This is a genomic window from Pseudomonas sp. SLFW, from assembly GCF_009905615.1.
Lineage (GTDB): Bacteria > Pseudomonadota > Gammaproteobacteria > Pseudomonadales > Pseudomonadaceae > Aquipseudomonas > Aquipseudomonas bambusae.
The window spans coordinates 123843-138731 of record NZ_JAAAKW010000002.1; the positions used below are offsets into that span (position 1 = coordinate 123843).

At 56.1% G+C, this 14889-nt stretch carries 16 protein-coding genes; 14 read left to right on the forward strand and 2 right to left on the reverse strand.

Annotation, left to right across the window (positions count from 1 at the left end; genetic code table 11):
* Positions 1-11: 11 nt before the first annotated feature.
* Together dnaN and dnaA are read right to left on the reverse strand one after the other, a co-directional pair.
* Positions 12-1115, reverse strand: a complete 1104-nt coding sequence (gene dnaN / locus GVN17_RS03920; RefSeq protein ID WP_166593932.1) for a DNA polymerase III subunit beta — start codon at positions 1113-1115, stop codon at positions 12-14.
* Between the two features lie 35 nt (positions 1116-1150).
* Entirely contained in the window at positions 1151-2686 is a 1536-nt protein-coding gene (dnaA, locus tag GVN17_RS03925) for a chromosomal replication initiator protein DnaA (protein ID WP_166593933.1), read from the reverse strand.
* 586 nt (positions 2687-3272) lie between these two features.
* Between dnaA and rpmH the strand changes: the two genes are divergently transcribed.
* The 14 genes from rpmH to GVN17_RS03995 all read left to right on the forward strand — a co-directional run bounded on the left by rpmH (position 3273) and on the right by GVN17_RS03995 (position 14869).
* Complete coding sequence (gene rpmH, locus GVN17_RS03930; protein WP_002551315.1) at positions 3273-3407, forward strand: 50S ribosomal protein L34; 135 nt, start codon at positions 3273-3275, stop codon at positions 3405-3407.
* Positions 3408-3423: 16 nt separating this feature from the next.
* Positions 3424-3825: a ribonuclease P protein component gene (rnpA, locus tag GVN17_RS03935; protein WP_166593934.1), complete on the forward strand. Its 402-nt coding sequence runs from the start codon at positions 3424-3426 to the stop codon at positions 3823-3825.
* Positions 3818-4063 (forward strand): membrane protein insertion efficiency factor YidD, encoded by a 246-nt coding sequence (yidD, locus tag GVN17_RS03940; RefSeq protein WP_166593935.1) that lies wholly within the window; start codon positions 3818-3820, stop codon positions 4061-4063. The genes rnpA and yidD overlap by 8 nt, the downstream gene beginning before the upstream one ends.
* A gap of 2 nt (positions 4064-4065) precedes the next feature.
* Complete coding sequence (gene yidC, locus GVN17_RS03945) at positions 4066-5745, forward strand: membrane protein insertase YidC (protein WP_166593936.1); 1680 nt, start codon at positions 4066-4068, stop codon at positions 5743-5745.
* 78 nt (positions 5746-5823) lie between these two features.
* Positions 5824-7194, forward strand: coding sequence for a tRNA uridine-5-carboxymethylaminomethyl(34) synthesis GTPase MnmE (gene mnmE, locus GVN17_RS03950; protein ID WP_166594271.1), 1371 nt, complete (start codon positions 5824-5826; stop codon positions 7192-7194).
* Between the two features lie 526 nt (positions 7195-7720).
* A complete protein-coding gene (mnmG, locus tag GVN17_RS03955; RefSeq protein WP_166593937.1) occupies positions 7721-9619 on the forward strand; it encodes a tRNA uridine-5-carboxymethylaminomethyl(34) synthesis enzyme MnmG in 1899 nt (632 codons plus the stop codon).
* A gap of 5 nt (positions 9620-9624) precedes the next feature.
* Positions 9625-10260, forward strand: a complete 636-nt coding sequence (gene rsmG / locus GVN17_RS03960; RefSeq protein WP_178115701.1) for a 16S rRNA (guanine(527)-N(7))-methyltransferase RsmG — start codon at positions 9625-9627, stop codon at positions 10258-10260.
* An 18-nt stretch (positions 10261-10278) separates the two neighbouring features.
* Positions 10279-11076, forward strand: coding sequence for a ParA family protein (locus GVN17_RS03965; protein ID WP_166593939.1), 798 nt, complete (start codon positions 10279-10281; stop codon positions 11074-11076).
* 9 nt (positions 11077-11085) lie between these two features.
* On the forward strand, positions 11086-11958 hold the full coding sequence (locus tag GVN17_RS03970) for a ParB/RepB/Spo0J family partition protein (protein WP_166593940.1): 873 nt from the start codon (positions 11086-11088) through the stop codon (positions 11956-11958).
* Positions 11959-12104: 146 nt separating this feature from the next.
* The gene (locus GVN17_RS03975; RefSeq protein WP_166593941.1) at positions 12105-12512 is read left to right on the forward strand and encodes a F0F1 ATP synthase subunit I; all 408 of its coding nucleotides are present in this window, start codon (positions 12105-12107) and stop codon (positions 12510-12512) included.
* 16 nt (positions 12513-12528) lie between these two features.
* Positions 12529-13398 carry a F0F1 ATP synthase subunit A gene (gene atpB / locus GVN17_RS03980; protein ID WP_081564624.1) on the forward strand — a complete coding sequence of 290 codons (870 nt, stop codon included), beginning with the start codon at positions 12529-12531 and terminating at the stop codon, positions 13396-13398.
* A gap of 136 nt (positions 13399-13534) precedes the next feature.
* The gene (gene atpE, locus GVN17_RS03985) at positions 13535-13792 is read left to right on the forward strand and encodes a F0F1 ATP synthase subunit C (RefSeq protein ID WP_002555987.1); all 258 of its coding nucleotides are present in this window, start codon (positions 13535-13537) and stop codon (positions 13790-13792) included.
* Positions 13793-13849: 57 nt separating this feature from the next.
* Complete coding sequence (locus GVN17_RS03990; protein WP_166593942.1) at positions 13850-14320, forward strand: F0F1 ATP synthase subunit B; 471 nt, start codon at positions 13850-13852, stop codon at positions 14318-14320.
* A 12-nt stretch (positions 14321-14332) separates the two neighbouring features.
* Entirely contained in the window at positions 14333-14869 is a 537-nt protein-coding gene (locus GVN17_RS03995) for a F0F1 ATP synthase subunit delta (protein ID WP_166593943.1), read from the forward strand.
* Positions 14870-14889: the final 20 nt, after the last annotated feature.

The window sequence follows — 14889 nt, forward strand, 5'->3', positions numbered from 1 at the left end:
GTGGCAGCTGGTTACAGGCGCATCGGCATGACGACGTATGCAGAATCATCGTTGCCGGATTCTTGCACCAGTGCACTGCTATTGGAGTCGGACAGAATGAGGCGCACTTGTTCGGTGGTCATGACACCGAGAACGTCGAGCAGATAACTCACGTTAAAACCGATTTCCAGCGAGCCGCCGTTGTAATCGACGCTGATCTCTTCCTCTGCTTCTTCCTGCTCAGGGTTGTTCGCTTGAATCTTGAGTTGACCGCTGGCGAGTTGCAGGCGGATACCACGGTACTTCTCGTTGGAAAGAATCGCCGTACGGCTGAACGCTTCACGCAGCGCCTGGCGATCACCGACCACCAACTTGTCGCCGCCTTTGGGCAGAACGCGCTCATAGTCAGGAAATTTGCCGTCAACCAGTTTGGACGTGAACGTGAATTCACCCGTCGTCGCACGGATGTGATGCTGACCCAACACGATGCTGACCAGACCATCCTGCTCGGTAAGTAGACGCGCCAGCTCAAGGATACCCTTGCGCGGGACGATCACTTGATGACGATCAGCCTGCTCGATTTCTGCGGCCATGGAACACATCGCCAAACGGTGCCCGTCAGTGGCAACAGCGCGCAAGACGCCAGACTGAACCTCGATCAGCATCCCGTTGAGGTAGTAACGGACGTCCTGTTGAGCCATTGCAAAACTGGTGCGCTCAATCAGGCGGCGGAGTTTGCTCTGCACCAGGTTGAACGTCAGCGAGCCTGGACCTTCCTCGACTGTCGGGAAATCATTCGCCGGCAAAGTGGACAGCGTGAAACGGCTGCGACCCGCCTTGACGACCAGCTTCTGCTCGTCGACCTTAATATCGATCAGTGCGTCATTGGGCAAGCTCTTGCAGATGTCCATCAGCTTGCGCGCAGGCACAGTAATTTCACCCGGCTCTGCCGGCTCTTCCAACTGCACGCGACCAACCAGCTCGACTTCCAGGTCGGTACCGGTCAGGGACAACTGCTGGCCTTCGACAACCAACAACACGTTAGACAGAACCGGCAAGGTCTGGCGGCGTTCGACAACGCCGGCGACCAGTTGCAGGGGTTTCAACAGGGCTTCGCGTTGAATGGTGAAATGCATGGTCTAGTCCCTTGCCTTGATAAGCTGCGCTGGCATTACGTAGTCAGCGTGCGCAGCAGGTTCTTGTAGTCCTCGCGGATGTCCGCATCGGATTCTTTAAGTTCGTTGATCTTGCGGCAGGCGTGCAGCACCGTGGTGTGGTCCCGACCGCCGAACACATCGCCAATCTCTGGCAAGCTGTGGTTCGTCAGCTCCTTGGACAACGCCATCGCTACCTGGCGCGGCCGCGCGACCGACCTGGAACGCCGTTTAGACAACAGGTCAGATATCTTGATCTTGTAGTACTCAGCGACGGTGCGCTGAATGTTATCCACACTCACAAGCTTGTCTTGCAACGCCAGCAGGTCCTTGAGCGATTCACGAATCAGCTCAATGGTGATATCACGGCCCATGAAGTGCGAGTGAGCGATGACACGCTTCAGCGCGCCTTCCAGCTCACGTACGTTTGAGCGGATACGCTGGGCAATGAAGAATGCGGCATCGTGAGGCAGGTCGACCTTCGCCTGATCCGCTTTTTTCATCAGGATCGCGACGCGTGTTTCGAGCTCGGGTGGCTCGACGGCCACGGTCAAGCCCCAGCCAAAGCGCGACTTGAGACGTTCTTCAAGACCTTCGATCTCTTTGGGATAACGGTCACTGGTGAGAATGACCTGCTGTCCGCCTTCCAGCAGTGCGTTGAAGGTGTGGAAAAACTCTTCCTGCGAACGTTCCTTACGGGCAAAAAACTGAATGTCGTCGATCAGCAATGCGTCGACCGAGCGATAGAAACGCTTGAATTCGTTGATCGCATTCAGCTGCAATGCCTTGACCATGTCGGCCACGAAACGTTCAGAGTGCAGGTATACGACTTTGGCATTCGGATTCTTCTTGAGCAGGTGGTTACCCACAGCGTGCATCAAGTGCGTCTTACCGAGACCAACCCCTCCATAAAGGAAGAGCGGGTTGTAGCCATGCTTGGGATTGTCCGCTACCTGCCAGGCCGCGGCGCGGGCCAGCTGGTTGGATTTACCTTCAACGAAATTCTCGAACGTAAACGTACGGTTCAGATAGCTCGTGTGCTTTAACGCACCCTCGACCTGAACATTACGCTGCTCGGCCCTGGCAGGCGCCTGCTGAGAACTCGCGCCTGCCATGGGGTCAAAACTGGCACGTGATGGCTCGTCGTCCACCTCCAGTATCGCCTGGACAAGGGGCGAGGGCGCTGACATGGGTTCGGCAACAGGCTGCTGGACGGGTGTAGGAGTGCTACCCGAGTTCTGAGCGGCCTGAGACGCTGCTGCTGCGGCCGCCAGTGGAGCATTCGGCGCGGCACGAGGCGCTGAACTCCGTTTGCTGCCTATTAATAAAGAAAGCGCAGGTGCAATACCTTGGCCTTTTTCACCCAAGAGTTCGAGCATACGGCCCAGGTATTTTTCATTCACCCAGTCGAGCACGAACCGGTTAGGCGCATAGACACGCAACTCGTCGCCCTCGGCTTCGACCTGTAGTGGACGGATCCAGGTGTTGAATTGCTGGGCAGGCAGCTCATCGCGCAAAAGCTCCACGCACTGCTGCCAAAGTTCCACTGACACGGATATCCCCTAAGTTTCGAAAGCCGGTGAGGCAAAAACAAGCGCCCATTGTACCCAGCCCCAGCCGACTTATCCACATGTGGCAGGCTGACAGGCATCTCAAAATCAAGATCTTATAGTTATGAAAGAGGGGCCGGTATCTGTGCATAAGCCCTGTGGATAACGGTAAATGAGCTCTTTGCATAACGTGGACTGAAAATCTGTGGACAACCACCCTGTGGATAAATGCGGGTTTCGCGCACAGGTTTTCCGAGGGTGCAGCACAGGCGGAGCACGGTTTTTCGACAGGCTTTCATTTCTCTGTACAGCACACATAACCTGGCTTTCAGAATCTTATCCACAGATACATAGAACCCTAGCTCTTATAAGCTTTACAGAGAAGCTTTAAATACTTTCCTTCTTTATTTCTATGTCTAATCCTTCGCGCTCTCCGAGAAGCCTTGCCCAAGGCGCTGAAAATCCATCCATGAAGTAAATGCACGAAACGCTGGTTGGAAATTGACCTGCGAGCTTGCTTTCTCTAGAATCCCCGCTCTCTTAAAACGGGGTCATTCCGGCCCGTTGTGGACGAACCAGGTAACACACCATGAAACGTACTTTCCAACCGAGCACCATCAAGCGCGCCCGCACCCACGGTTTCCGTGCTCGTATGGCTACCAAAAACGGCCGTGCAGTTCTGTCGCGTCGTCGCGCCAAAGGCCGTAAGCGTCTGGCAGTTTGATTAATCGGCACAGGTGGTGAGTCAGGACTTCAGTCGGGAAAAGCGTTTGCTGACACCCCGGCATTTCAAGGCAGTCTTTGACTCCCCCGCCGGCAAGGTTCCGGGGAAAAATCTCCTGCTCCTTGTGCGCAACAACGACCTGGATCACGCCCGCTTGGGTTTGGTGATCGGTAAGAAGAGCGTCAAGCTTTCCGTTGAGCGCAATCGTTTGAAACGCCTGATGCGCGAATCGTTTCGTCTCCACCAGGACAACCTGGCTGGATGGGATATCGTAGTTGTCGCGCGTAAAGGCTTGGGTGACATTGAAAACCCCGAATTGATTCAGCATTTCGGCAAGCTCTGGAAACGTCTGGCGCGCAGCCGACCCACTCCAGAAGTCAAAACCGAAACTGCGGGGGTAGACAGTCCAGATGCGTAAACTGGCGCTCGCTTCGATCCAGTTTTACCGCTACGCCATTAGTCCGCTGATGGCCAGAAACTGTCGTTTCTACCCCAGTTGCTCCTGCTATGCGTACGAAGCCATTGAACATCATGGCCTGGTACGCGGCGGCTGGCTGACCTTACGCCGTTTAGGCCGCTGTCATCCTTGGAATCCCGGTGGTTTCGACCCGGTTCCATCAGCTCCCACCTCCCGTTCCTCTTCGATGGCCGAGTAATCATGGATATTAAACGCACGATCCTGATCGTCGCCCTGGCAATCGTGACCTATGTCGGTGTCCTGAAATGGAACCAGGACTATGGTCAGGCTGCTTTGCCGACTCAGAATGTTGCCGCCAACACCAACACATCCGCGCTCCCTGACACCCCGCAAGGTACAGCTGCTGCCAATGCAGACGTTCCAAGTGCAACAGGTGAAGTAGCCGCGCCTGTCGAGACGCCGGTTGTCGCCAGTAAAGACCTGATTCAGGTCAAAACCGATGTGTTGAATCTGGAAATCGACCCGGTGGGCGGTGATGTGGTGCAACTTCGCTTGCCACTTTATCCTCGTCGTCAAGACCACCCAGAGATTCCATTCCAGCTGTTCGACAACGGTGGCGAGCGTACTTTTCTTGCGCAAAGCGGTCTGACGGGTGCAAACGGCCCTGATGCACGCGCGGGTGGTCGTCCGGTCTACTCGGCCACACAGAAAAGCTTCCAACTGGCTGATGGTCAGAATGATCTGGTCGTCGACCTGAAATTCAGCGATGCCGGCGTCAACTACATCAAGCGTTTCACATTCAAACGCGGCTTGTACGACCTGACCGTCAGCTACTTGATCGACAACCAGAGTGCTCAGCCCTGGAACGGCAACCTGTTCGCTCAGCTGAAGCGCGATGCCAGTGCCGACCCTTCGTCGACCACTGCGACCGGTACTGCCACGTACTTGGGTGCGGCGATGTGGACACCTTCGGAGCCTTACAAAAAGGTTTCAATGAAGGACATCGACAAAGGCTCTGTAAAAGACACCGTTCAGGGTGGCTGGGTGGCCTGGTTGCAGCACTATTTCGTGACCGCATGGATTCCGAACAAGGCTGACAGCAACACCGTGACCACCCGTAAAGACAGTGCTGGCAACTACATTATTGGCTTCACCGGTCCTGCGGTGACGATCGCACCGGGTGCCAAGGCCGAAACAACGACCACGCTGTATGCGGGTCCGAAGAGCCAGGCTGTTCTGAAAGAGTTGTCCCCAGGTCTGGAACTGACGGTCGATTACGGTATTCTGTGGTTCATTGCCCAGCCAATCTTCTGGCTGCTGCAACATATCCACAGCATTGTGGGTAACTGGGGTTGGTCGATCATCTTCCTCACCATGCTGATCAAAGGGCTTTTCTTCCCTCTGTCTGCCGCCAGCTACAAGTCGATGGCGCGCATGCGTGCCGTAGCGCCGCGTCTGGCTGCTCTGAAAGAGCAACATGGCGATGACCGTCAGAAGCTTTCGCAGTCGATGATGGAGCTGTACAAGAAAGAGAAGATCAACCCGTTGGGTGGATGCTTGCCAATTCTTGTTCAAATGCCGGTGTTCCTGTCGCTGTACTGGGTATTGCTGGAAAGCGTCGAGATGCGTCAAGCGCCTTGGCTGCTGTGGATAACCGACCTGTCGATCAAGGATCCGTTCTTTATCCTGCCGATCATCATGGGCGCGACCATGTTCATCCAGCAGCGTCTGAACCCTACACCTCCGGACCCGATGCAAGCCAAGGTGATGAAGCTGATGCCGATCATCTTCACCTTCTTCTTCCTGTGGTTCCCGGCAGGCCTGGTGCTGTACTGGGTGGTGAACAACACCCTGTCCATCACTCAACAGTGGTACATCACGCGCAACATCGAGGCCAAGGCCAAGAAAGCCGCTGCTTGATCTACCCTGTGAATAAGTAATGCATAACGCCCCCTCGTGGGGCGTTTTGCTATCCGTCAGTTATTCAGGAGCCGGACCATGAATGTCCCTCGTGAAACCATCGCCGCCATTGCCACTGCTCAAGGTCGGGGAGGCGTTGGGATTGTGCGTATCTCCGGCCCGTTGGCGAGTGCGGCGGCGCAGGCCATCGTCGGCAAGCAACTGCTGCCACGGCACGCTCATTACGGCCCATTTCAGGATGAACACGGTCAGATCATCGATGAAGGCATCGCCCTGTATTTCCAGGGTCCGAACTCCTTTACCGGCGAAGATGTGCTGGAACTGCAAGGCCACGGCGGCCCGATCGTGCTCGATATGCTGCTGCAGCGCTGTGTACAACTCGGTAGTCGCCTGGCCCGCCCAGGAGAATTCAGCGAACGTGCATTTCTCAACGACAAACTCGACCTCGCTCAAGCCGAGGCCATTGCTGACCTGATCGAAGCGAGTTCTGCACAAGCGGCCCGAAATGCGCTGCGTTCGTTACAAGGTGCATTTTCCCAACGTGTGCATAGCCTTACAGAGAAGCTCATCAAGCTGCGTATCTACGTTGAAGCCGCGATTGACTTCCCCGAAGAAGAGATCGACTTCCTTGCGGATGGCCATGTGCTCAGCATGCTTGATGACGTTCGCGAACAGTTGTCCACAGTGCAGCGTGAGGCCAATCAAGGCGCGCTGTTACGCGATGGTATGACTGTGGTAATCGCTGGCCGTCCGAACGCTGGAAAATCCAGCCTGCTGAATGCGCTGGCCGGTCGTGAGGCTGCAATCGTTACAGAGGTCGCGGGCACCACGCGAGATGTGCTTCGGGAACATATCCACATTGATGGGATGCCACTTCACGTCGTTGACACTGCGGGGCTCCGCGATACCGACGACCAAGTAGAGAGGATAGGTGTCGAACGAGCCTTGAAAGCGATTGGTGAGGCCGATCGCATCTTGCTCGTGGTTGATGCCACTGCGCCTGAGGCCGTGAACCCATTTGCCCTGTGGCCAGAATTTCTTGATGAACGCCCTGATCCTGCCAACGTCACATTGATCCGGAACAAAACCGATATCAGCGGAGACATCGTAGGGCTACAGATGAGCGCCGACGGCCACGTCACGATCAACCTGAGTGCCAAGGCCGGCGGAGAGGGCCTTGAACTGCTGCGCGAGCACCTGAAAGCCTGCATGGGTTATCAACAGACCTCTGAAAGCAGCTTCAGCGCCCGTCGGCGTCATCTGGAAGCGCTGCACAAGGCCAGCGCCTCCCTCGAACACGGTCGTTCACAGCTGACACTGGCGGGCGCCGGTGAGTTGCTGGCTGAAGATTTGCGACTGGCACAGCAGTTCCTGGGCGAGATTACAGGCGCGTTCAGCTCAGATGATCTGCTGGGACGCATCTTTTCCAGCTTCTGCATCGGTAAATAACGCCTCCGCTTGTCCACAGGCGGACCCTTTTTCGCGGTCTGCCTGTTTTTTCTCCTTCACATTCTTTCCATCCGCACCGTTCAGGCCGTCGGATCGCTTTCGTGCGTCTGCTTTTTAACCGCGAAGCCACTACGAAATGAGAAATGAGCCCTGTGCATAACCGCCAATCAGCTCAGTTGATAAGTTGGCCTTTGACCTGAGGATAATCCCCCCTGTGGGTAACAGATCATTTAATCCACAGGCTTAAACGGGTTATCCAACGCGCTCATTGCTACCTGATCACAGAGTTTTGATTCTCTGTACAGCAGGTAGCATGTGGGCTGTATGAATCTATCCACAGAAAGGCGGTCCACTAAACATAAACATAAAAACAAAGCTTTTATAAATTTCTCTTCTTTTTATTTTTTTATCTGCCATTCATCCACAGTTGGTTAAATTTTGTGCAAAAGGTTCCTTTCAGGGGGGCGAAGTCCCTATACTTGCCGCCAATTTCCTATTCCCCCCATTAACAGGCACGAGGTGCGTGGTGGATTTCCCTTCCCGTTTTGAAGTGATCGTCATCGGCGGCGGTCATGCCGGTACCGAGGCAGCACTGGCGTCTGCTCGCATGGGTGCGAAAACCCTGCTGCTCACGCACAACGTGGAAACCCTCGGCCAAATGAGTTGCAACCCCGCTATTGGCGGCATTGGTAAAAGCCATCTGGTCAAGGAGATCGATGCGCTTGGCGGGGCAATGGCTACCGCCACTGATCTGGGCGGTATTCAATTTCGCGTTTTGAACAGTCGCAAAGGCCCAGCGGTGCGTGCGACACGTGCCCAGGCAGATCGCATCCTCTACAAGGCTGCCATCCGCGAGATCATTGAAAACCAGCCGAACCTGTGGATATTCCAGCAATCCTGCGACGACCTTATCGTCGAGCAGGATCAGGTGCGCGGTGTAGTCACACAGATGGGCCTGCGTTTCATGGCAGATTCTGTCGTGTTGACTACCGGAACCTTCCTCGGTGGACTTATCCACATTGGGTTGCAGAACTACTCAGGCGGCCGCGCCGGCGACCCTCCCTCAATCGCGTTGGCAAGGCGTCTTCGAGAATTGCCCTTACGCGTTGGCCGCTTGAAAACAGGTACACCGCCCCGCATCGATGGCCGGTCTGTTGATTTCTCCGTGATGACCGAGCAACCGGGAGACACGCCGATTCCGGTGATGTCGTTCGTGGGTTCGAAGGAACAGCATCCTCGCCAGGTCAGTTGCTGGATTACACACACCAACGCACGCACCCACGAAATCATCGCGGCCAACCTTGATCGCTCGCCGATGTATTCCGCTGCCGGTGAGATCGAAGGCGTCGGTCCTCGCTACTGCCCGTCGATTGAAGACAAGATTCACCGCTTTGCGGACAAGGAAAGCCATCAGGTCTTCATTGAGCCGGAAGGGTTGACTACCCACGAGCTGTATCCGAACGGCATCTCGACGTCTTTGCCTTTTGACGTGCAATTGCAGATCGTGCGATCGATTCGCGGGATGGAAAATGCCCACATCGTGCGTCCCGGGTACGCCATCGAGTACGACTACTTCGATCCGCGGGACCTGAAATACAGTCTGGAAACCAAGGTGATTGGTGGTCTGTTCTTCGCGGGTCAGATCAACGGCACTACCGGTTACGAAGAAGCCGGTGCGCAAGGTCTGCTCGCCGGCGCCAACGCTGCGCTGCGGGCCCAAGGCAAAGAAAGCTGGTGCCCTCGCCGCGATGAGGCCTACATCGGCGTGCTTGTGGATGATTTGATCACCCTTGGCACCCAGGAACCGTACCGGATGTTTACTTCCCGCGCCGAATACCGGCTGATCTTGCGGGAAGACAATGCCGATTTGCGCCTGACTGAAAAAGGTCGCGAGCTGGGCTTGGTCGATGATGCGCGTTGGGCAGCGTTCTGCGCCAAGCGCGAAGGCATCGAACTGGAAGAACAGCGCCTGAAATCCACCTGGATTCGACCAGGTACGGAACAGGGCGATGCGGTCTCGGCTCACTTCGGTACGCCGCTGACCCACGAATACAATCTGCTGAATCTGCTCAGCCGTCCGGAAGTGGACTACGCAAGCCTTGTAGCCATCACAGGCAATGGATCAATTGATCCACAGGTCGCTGAACAGGTTGAGATCAAGACCAAATATGCGGGATACATCGACCGCCAGCAGGATGAAATTGCACGCCTGCGCGCCAGTGAAGACACCAAGCTTCCAGCGGACATCGACTACACCGGCATTTGCGGGCTTTCGAAAGAAATTCAGAGCAAGCTGGGGATAACTCGTCCAGAGACCCTCGGCCAGGCATCCCGCATTCCGGGCGTTACTCCAGCAGCGATTTCATTGTTGATGATTCATTTGAAAAAACGCGGCGCGGGCCGTCAGTTGGAGCAAAGCGCTTGAGTTCTATGGTCACCCCGCAACACGCAGAAGAATTGACCCTCGGCGCCCGCGAGCTTGGCGTCGAGCTGACCGAAACCCAGCACACGCAGCTGCTGGGTTATCTGGCGCTGTTGATCAAATGGAACAAGGCGTACAACCTGACCGCCGTCCGTGATCCTGATGAAATGGTGTCCCGGCATTTGCTGGACAGTCTGAGCGTGGTGCCTTTCATCGAAGGAAACCGCCAGTTGGACGTCGGCAGCGGCGGAGGCATGCCAGGCATTCCGCTTGCGATCCTGTTTCCGGACATGAAAGTCACGTGCCTTGACAGCAACGGAAAGAAAACCCGGTTTCTTACCCAGGTCAAACTTGAGCTGAAGCTCGACAACCTGGAAGTTATCCACAGCCGCGCAGAAGCCTTCCAGCCAGACGTGCCGTTCACCGGGATCATCTCCCGCGCTTTCAGCAGCCTTGAAGACTTCACGCAGTGGACGCGGCACATGGGCGACACCGAAACACGCTGGCTGGCGATGAAAGGTCTGCATCCTGCGGACGAACTGGTAGCATTGCCCGCAGATTTTCATCTGGAAAGCGCGCAAGCCTTGGCCGTCCCCGGTTGCCAAGGTCAACGGCATCTGCTGATACTGCGCCGCACGGCATGACAGGGAACACACGCAATAATGGCTAAGGTATTCGCGATAGCGAACCAAAAAGGGGGTGTGGGTAAAACCACCACCTGCATCAACCTCGCAGCGTCGCTGGTCGCCACCAAGCGTCGGGTGCTGTTGATCGACCTCGATCCACAAGGCAACGCCACCATGGGCAGCGGTGTGGATAAGCACGCGCTGGAACATTCGGTCTACGATCTGCTGATCGGCGAATGTGATCTGAATCAGGCGATGCATTTTTCCGAGCACGGCGGCTATCAGCTCCTGCCGGCCAACCGTGACCTGACCGCCGCCGAAGTCGTTCTGCTGGAAATGCAGATGAAAGAGTCCCGTTTGCGCACCGCGCTGGGACCGATTCGGGAAAACTACGATTACATCCTCATCGACTGCCCACCATCATTGTCGATGCTCACGCTCAACGCACTGGTTGCGGCCGATGGCGTGATCATTCCCATGCAGTGCGAATACTTCGCTTTGGAAGGTCTGAGCGACCTTGTGGATAACATCAAGCGCATCGCCGAATTGCTGAATCCACAGCTCAAAGTCGAAGGCCTGCTGAGGACGATGTATGACCCGCGCCTCAGCCTGATCAACGACGTTTCCGCGCAGTTGAAGGAACACTTCGGCGATCAGCTTTACGACACGGTGATCCCGCGCAACATCCGTCTGGCAGAAGCGCCGAGCTTCGGCATGCCGGCGCTGGCCTATGACAAGACATCCCGAGGCGCCTTGGCGTACCTGGCCCTGGCCGGCGAAATGGTTCGTCGTCAACGTCGCGGTACGTCACGCGCCGCAGCCCAGCCCACTTAAGGAAATCCCATGGCCGTCAAGAAACGAGGACTCGGGCGTGGGTTGGACGCACTTCTGAGCAGTCCTACCGTCAGCGCGCTGGAAGAACAGGCCGTCAAGGCTGATCAGCGTGAGCTGCAACACATTCCACTGGACCTGATTCAGCGCGGTAAGTACCAGCCGCGTCGGGACATGGACCCGCAAGCGCTGGAAGAACTGGCCAACTCGATCAAAGCGCAGGGTGTCATGCAGCCGATCGTGGTACGGCCGATCGCTGACAACCGCTACGAGATCATTGCCGGTGAACGCCGCTGGCGTGCCAGTCAGCAGGCCGGCGTGGACACCATTCCGGCGATGGTGCGCGATGTGCCGGATGAAGCCGCCATCGCCATGGCGCTCATCGAGAACATTCAGCGTGAAGACCTGAATCCGATCGAAGAGGCCATTGCACTGCAACGTCTGCAGCAGGAATTTCAACTGACCCAGCAGCAGGTGGCCGAGGCTGTGGGCAAGTCGCGCGTCAGCGTTGCCAACCTCCTGCGCCTGATCGCGCTGCCTGAGGTGATCAAGACCATGTTGTCCCATGGTGATCTGGAAATGGGTCATGCCCGTGCATTGTTGGGTTTGCCGGAAGAACGGCAGGTGGACGGGGCGCGACATGTTGTCGCACGCGGTCTTACCGTGCGCCAGACTGAGGCACTTGTGCGCCAGTGGTTGAGTGGTAAACAAGAGCCTGCCGCTCCCGCCAAAGCCGACCCGGATATCACGCGACTCGAACAGCGTCTGGCCGAGCGGCTAGGCTCTAACGTGCAGATTCGCCATGGGCAGAAGGGTAAAGGCCAGCTTGTGATTCGCTATAACTCGCTCGATGAGTTGCAGGGTGTCCTCGCCCACATTCGCTGAAACAAATAGTCCGTAGCGTGTAGTCGGAAATCACTACCCAGCAGTTGAATAGGGGCTGAACCGCCCCTATACTCTGCGCGCATTTTGTCGGCACAAATTATGCCAAGTTATTGATTTTGGCGGCTGGCATACGAGGAGCCCATGTGATGGAGACACGCACGCCAAACCGCTTGCCATTCCATCGCCTGGCTGTTTTCCCGGTACTGCTGGCTCAATTTATTTTCCTGTTACTGGCGGCGGTGACGCTTTGGCAGTGGCATGGAGTCGTAGCTGGGTATTCAGGGCTGTGCGGAGGCCTGATAGCGTGGCTGCCCAATTTGTACTTTGCTCATAAGGCATTTCGGTATTCCGGTGCCAGGGCAGCGCAAGCCATCGTTCGGTCGTTCTATGCCGGCGAGGCGGGCAAACTGATTTTCACGGCAGTGCTTTTTGCACTGACCTTCGCAGGTGTGAAGCCGCTGGCCCCGCTGGCGGTCTTCGGCGTGTTCATACTGACCCAGTTGGTCAGTTGGTTCGCACCCCTGCTAATGAGAACAAGACTTTTGAGACCTTAGGGCGTTTGAGGCAACCATGGCAGAGCAAACAGCTTCGGGCTATATCCAGCACCACTTGCAGAACTTGACCTTCGGTCATTTGCCTGACGGCACTTGGGGCTTCGCGCATTCCGCAGCAGAAGCAAAAGAAATGGGCTTTTGGGCTTTCCACCTCGATACTCTCGGCTGGTCGGTTGCTCTGGGTCTGATTTTCGTCCTGATTTTCCGCATGGCCGCCAAAAAGGCGACTTCTGGTCAACCAGGTGCACTGCAAAACTTCGTTGAAGTCCTGATCGAGTTCGTCGACGGCAGCGTCAAAGACAGCTTCCACGGTCGCAGCGCGGTCATCGCTCCGCTGGCACTGACCATTTTCGTCTGGGTATTCCTGATGAACGCGGTCGACCTGGTACCCGTTGACTGGATTCCACAGTTGGCCGTCATGATTTCCGGTGACCACCACATTCCGTTCCGCGCCGTGTCGACCACCGACCCGAACGCCACCATCGGTATGGCGCTGTCGGTCTTCGCACTGATCATTTTCTACAGCATCAAGGTCAAAGGCATCGGCGGTTTCATTGGCGAGCTGACACTTCACCCGTTCGGTAGCAAGAATGTTCTGGTTCAGGCGCTGTTGATTCCTGTGAACTTCCTGCTTGAATTCGTGACGCTGATCGCCAAACCGGTTTCTCTGGCCCTGCGTCTCTTCGGCAACATGTACGCTGGTGAACTGGTGTTCATCCTGATCGCGGTCATGTTCGGCAGCGGCTTGCTCTGGCTGAGCGGTCTGGGCGTGGTTCTGCAGTGGGCGTGGGCTGTATTCCACATCCTGATCATCACCCTGCAAGCGTTCATCTTCATGATGCTGACCATCGTCTACCTGTCGATGGCTCACGAAGATAACCATTAAGACTCGCCTGGCGAGTCTGATGATCCCCTCATTGCGGTGAGGGGGCGCCCGCAAGGGCGGATGTAAAAAACGATTTTGCTTTACCGCTTTAATCTAAAAAAACCTAACCAATACGACGTAAAAGTCGGGAGGAAAGATGGAAACTGTAGTTGGTCTAACTGCTATCGCTGTTGCACTGCTGATCGGCCTGGGCGCACTGGGTACTGCAATCGGTTTCGGCTTGCTGGGCGGTAAATTCCTGGAAGGCGCCGCGCGTCAACCAGAAATGGTTCCAATGCTGCAAGTTAAAATGTTCATCGTGGCTGGTCTGCTCGACGCCGTAACCATGATCGGTGTTGGTATCGCTCTGTTCTTCACTTTTGCGAACCCCTTCGTTGGTCAACTCGCTGGCTAATCGCTCGAATTTTCGAGTTGATTGGTGTGATGGACAACGAACGAGCGAGGTGTTGGCGTGAACATTAATGCAACCCTGATTGGCCAGTCCGTTGCGTTCTTCATTTTTGTGCTGTTCTGCATGAAGTTCGTGTGGCCTCCGGTCATCGCGGCTTTGCACGAACGTCAGAAGAAGATCGCGGATGGACTGGACGCTGCTACACGAGCAGCTCGCGACCTGGAGCTGGCCCAAGATAAAGCGGGTCAGCAACTGCGCGAAGCGAAAGCTCAGGCAGCTGAAATCATTGAGCAAGCCAAGAAACGCGGTAACCAGATTGTCGACGAAGCCCGTGAACAGGCCCGTGTCGATGCTGACCGCATCAAAGCTCAGGCTCAGGCCGAGATCGAGCAGGAACTGAACGGCGTCAAAGACGCGCTGCGCGCCCAACTGGGCAGCCTGGCAGTCAACGGCGCAGAGAAGATTCTGGGTGCCACAATCGATCAAAACGCGCACGCGGAGCTGGTTAACAAACTGGCAGCAGAAATTTAAGCGAGGGCGATCATGGCAGAACTGACCACGTTGGCCCGACCTTACGCTAAGGCAGCCTTCGAGCATGCCCAGGCCCACCAGCAACTGGCCAATTGGTCAGCCATGCTCGGCCTGGCTGCTGCAGTGTCGCAAGACGACACAATGCAGCGCCTGCTCAAGGCCCCGCGACTGACGAGCGCAGACAAGGCCGCCACTTTTATTGAAGTGTGCGGCGACAAGTTCGATGCCAAGGCACAGAATTTCATCCACGTCGTTGCTGAAAACGACCGTCTCCAGCTTCTGCCGGAGATCTCCGAACTGTTCGAGCTGTACAAGGCCGAGCAGGAAAAATCGGTAGATGTGGATGTCACCAGTGCTTTCGCATTGAACCAAGAACAGCAAGACAAACTCGCCAAGGTTCTCAGTGCACGGCTCGGCCGGGAAGTGCGCCTGCACGCTGCGGAGGATGCTGCCCTGATAGGTGGTGTCATCATCCGCGCCGGCGACCTGGTTATCGATGGCTCAGTTCGCGGCAAACTCGCGCAACTAGCCGAAGCATTGAAATCTTGAGTTTGAAGGGGCAGCAGAGC